This is a genomic window from Priestia sp. P5_B4, from assembly GCF_056400385.1.
On sequence record NZ_JBFULJ010000414.1, the window covers coordinates 1 to 3,293 of the forward strand.

Here is a 3,293-nt window from a genome sequence, read left to right on the forward strand (position 1 = left end):
ACTATATTCCAACCATCAGTATAAAAGGAAACTATGAACTCATTATGAACAGCTTACTTCCCTGTTGACTGCCGGTACCTTTTCCGCAGCTCATGCGTATGCAGATCCGCTAGGCGGACCGGAATCGGAAGCTTACTTTCTTTTGAAATAAAATGCATCATAAGCTGATACGACATGTCCAAATCAATATAGTTTCCGCACGACAGAAAAATAGGCTTTACCCCTTTGGCTGTCCTTACTACTCTACCATAAACTTCGCCATCAATCACAATATCTTCATAAGCGCCCTCTGTATTTTCAGGCATAACGTAATCATGTCCCTTGATTTTCAAATAGCTTTTCCCAATTCCAACGGTAGGTTTATTGAGAAAAAACGAAGCATGCGTGGCTACTCCCATGTGCTCGTAGTGCAAATATCCGTTGCCATCAAATAAAAACACGTCGGGCTTTATTTGAAGTTTTTTAGCCGCTTCAAGAATTAAAGGAAGCTCTCGAAAAGCTAGGAATCCAGGAAGATAAGGAACGGTTACTTCTCCTACACTGTGCACTTTTTCTACAACGTTTTTCGTCTGATAATCAACCACTACAATGCTGCAAGCTCCGTAAGATATGCCGTTTTCTTCCCAATACGCAACATCAACACCAGCACAGTTATGTATATGCGTCATTTTGACCCGTGATGTTAAATCAATTTGTGCTTTTAGCTTTTGCTGAAGCATCCGGCACTCCTCTTTCGTTTGCATCGTAAACGTATGTATGTACTGAATATCCATGTTCCATTCCTTTCATTGACTGACTCACCTATTATACAACTATTTTCTAAGAAATTCCTATTCTTTTTTTCACACCTTTTATTATAGCGCTGTTTCCTTAACGTTTGATTAAAATCCCTATTCGTTTACGCATTTTTTGTAAACATCGCCATGAAAAAATCCCTATTTTTCTTTACGAAATGTCAACGCTTTCTACACACTTTCTCTATATCAGCATCACATTTTTTCGTTACGCTATTTCTATACCAACGCATAGGAGAGAAACGTGATGAAAAAATATTTAGCTAGTCTAAGCGTAGTCGCCTTATTATGCTGTTCGATTGCTTCTTCTGCTTTTGCACGCACGGAAGAAAAACTCACAAATATCGCGCACCGAGGAGCCTCTGCTTACGCACCTGAAAATACAATGGCTGCTTTTCACCAAGCGCTAGAAATGAATGCGGATTACATTGAACTTGACGTGCAGCAAAGCAAAGACGGTGTACTCGTTATTATGCATGACCGTACCGTAGACCGAACGACAAACGGAAGCGGACACATTCGAGAGTTAACGTACGCGGAGCTTCAGCGCTTGGATGCAGGAAGCTGGAAAGACAATTCATTTGCGAATGAAAAAATTCCAACTCTTTCACAAGTGTTAGATGAATTCCAAGGAAAAATCGGTATATTAATAGAGTTAAAAGCCCCGGAACTTTATCCTGGAATTGAAAAAAAAGTAGCTTTTGAAATCAACAAGCGAAAGCTCGATCACGTTATCATTCAGTCTTTTAACGTTTCATCCATGAAAAAGATGCATGAGCTTCTCCCAAACATTCCTATAGGCATACTAACTTCTTCRGAGCGAGATACAAACCCAAACTCAATTCAGCAATTCGCTGACTTTGCCACTTACTTTAACCCTTCCTATGACATCCTAACGCCTGCTCTTATCCACCAAGTCCATTCTGCCGGAATGAAAATATCGCCGTGGTCTGGAACCAAGCGGCTTCCCGCTTCATTTTTGTGGAAAACAAAAAGTGACGGAGTGATTACGAATTATCCTGATGAAGTGAATTGGGTGCAAACATCAAGTGCTATCGGACAACAGCTCGAAAAAGGAAGCGCACGCCGAGTAATTACACTTGCCGTCAAACTGTGGCCATAGTTCCTGTAGTCTTTTACTAGTAACCTCGCCTTCCTTACTGCCTTTTTAACGCTTCAATACGTTTAATTTCATTGAAATACTGAAAGTTCCCTTTAAAACATCTCTCCATCGTTTTAAAAAACTGCTCCGCTCCTCCTAACACCATCATAAAAAAGTCTTGTTTCGGAAGCACTGCTTTTACGGGAGGAGATGTATGCAAGGTATACAGTATAAACTGTTCAGAAGCCGATTTTAAGGTTAATGCTGAAGCTTGATCTGGAAAATTCATCTCTCCATACCCGGTCTCTTTTAAACTCTCCATTGCATTCAACAAATAAAGCCACATCCCATCTATAACGTCCCATGCAGATGCATCAAGAAGCGGCTCACCGTAGTATTCGAGCTTAATAGCTCCTTCAAGGCAAGTAAAATCAAGCTGATTACCGTAACGAATGAGTTCTGCTTCATTTGATATCTCGATAAAATAGGTAGATTCCTTTTCATATAGAGATGATAAATCGGTAATCAAAATATCTGGACGCTTAATTAATGTTTGAACACGAAACAACGTTATCCCTCCATGCTCTGTTTACTTTCACAGCTCAAATAAATTTTCTCCGTCCTTATTTACCCAATACTTTTCTATTTTTGGAATCAAACCTGTAAAGTCTTCATACGTTCCTTTCCAATCGCTTGGAACACATTCTTCAAATGAAGCCGGTTCRGGAAACAGTGAGTAGAACGTCTTTTGATCAAAGTCCACCAAAAACGAAGGGCTAAAGTCTAATACGTCTTCTTCATCTACGCTTTCTATTTTATCTTCAAACAGCTTTAAAAGAGTAGCTGCATCTGCTTTATACGACTCTATACGTTTTAAAAAAAGCTCAGCATTTTCACTGTTAAGAACCTCAATTCCTTTGCGTTCAGGTTCAATGTATTCATCAGCCGCTAGATGACTTTCAAAAGCTTGCGCAAACTTTACATAATCTAAATACCATAGCTCTCGATCGGTTACATACCATTGAAACTGCTTTTTATATATCACTCCGACAATTACGTTTTCAGCATATATGGGTTCTAGCATGAGATGGACCTCCTTGCTTTTATTAGCCTTGTGACCTGTTATATACGATTTAATTAATCTTTAAGCACTCTCTTTTGTACTTTTTCATTCAGCTTTCGTTTTAAATATTCAGCAATTTCTATTTGTCCAAATTCCTTAGCATATCGGTACGCATCCATATCCTTGATATTCTCTCCGGTATATTGAACGGAAATATCTATACCTTGATTAACTAGATATTCAACTATTTTTTTATGACCACCGTAAATTGCTGCAAATAAAGGATTTCTTTTTGCCAAGCTTACATCTAGTTCTGCTCCAGATTGGATTAGGT

5 protein-coding genes are annotated in these 3,293 nt (G+C 39.0%); 1 reads left to right on the forward strand and 4 read right to left on the reverse strand.

Annotation, left to right across the window (positions count from 1 at the left end; all coding sequences use genetic code 11):
- Positions 1-53 precede the first annotated feature (53 nt).
- A complete protein-coding gene (locus AC1DRF_RS20425; protein WP_427076386.1) occupies positions 54-773 on the reverse strand; it encodes an endonuclease V in 720 nt (239 codons plus the stop codon).
- Positions 774-1,041: 268 nt separating this feature from the next.
- On the opposite strand from AC1DRF_RS20425, the gene AC1DRF_RS20430 reads away from it, so the two are divergent.
- Complete coding sequence (locus AC1DRF_RS20430; RefSeq protein ID WP_427076385.1) at positions 1,042-1,917, forward strand: glycerophosphodiester phosphodiesterase; 876 nt, start codon at positions 1,042-1,044, stop codon at positions 1,915-1,917.
- Between the two features lie 34 nt (positions 1,918-1,951).
- Here AC1DRF_RS20430 and AC1DRF_RS20435 read toward each other — a convergent pair whose 3' ends face one another.
- From AC1DRF_RS20435 to AC1DRF_RS20445, 3 genes are all read right to left on the reverse strand, one after another.
- The gene (locus AC1DRF_RS20435) at positions 1,952-2,464 is read right to left on the reverse strand and encodes a hypothetical protein (RefSeq protein ID WP_427076384.1); all 513 of its coding nucleotides are present in this window, start codon (positions 2,462-2,464) and stop codon (positions 1,952-1,954) included.
- A 27-nt stretch (positions 2,465-2,491) separates the two neighbouring features.
- Positions 2,492-2,980: a hypothetical protein gene (locus tag AC1DRF_RS20440; RefSeq protein WP_477741539.1), complete on the reverse strand. Its 489-nt coding sequence runs from the start codon at positions 2,978-2,980 to the stop codon at positions 2,492-2,494.
- 53 nt (positions 2,981-3,033) lie between these two features.
- The coding region (locus AC1DRF_RS20445; RefSeq protein ID WP_477741540.1) for an ankyrin repeat domain-containing protein at positions 3,034-3,293 on the reverse strand (260 nt) is incomplete at its 5' end.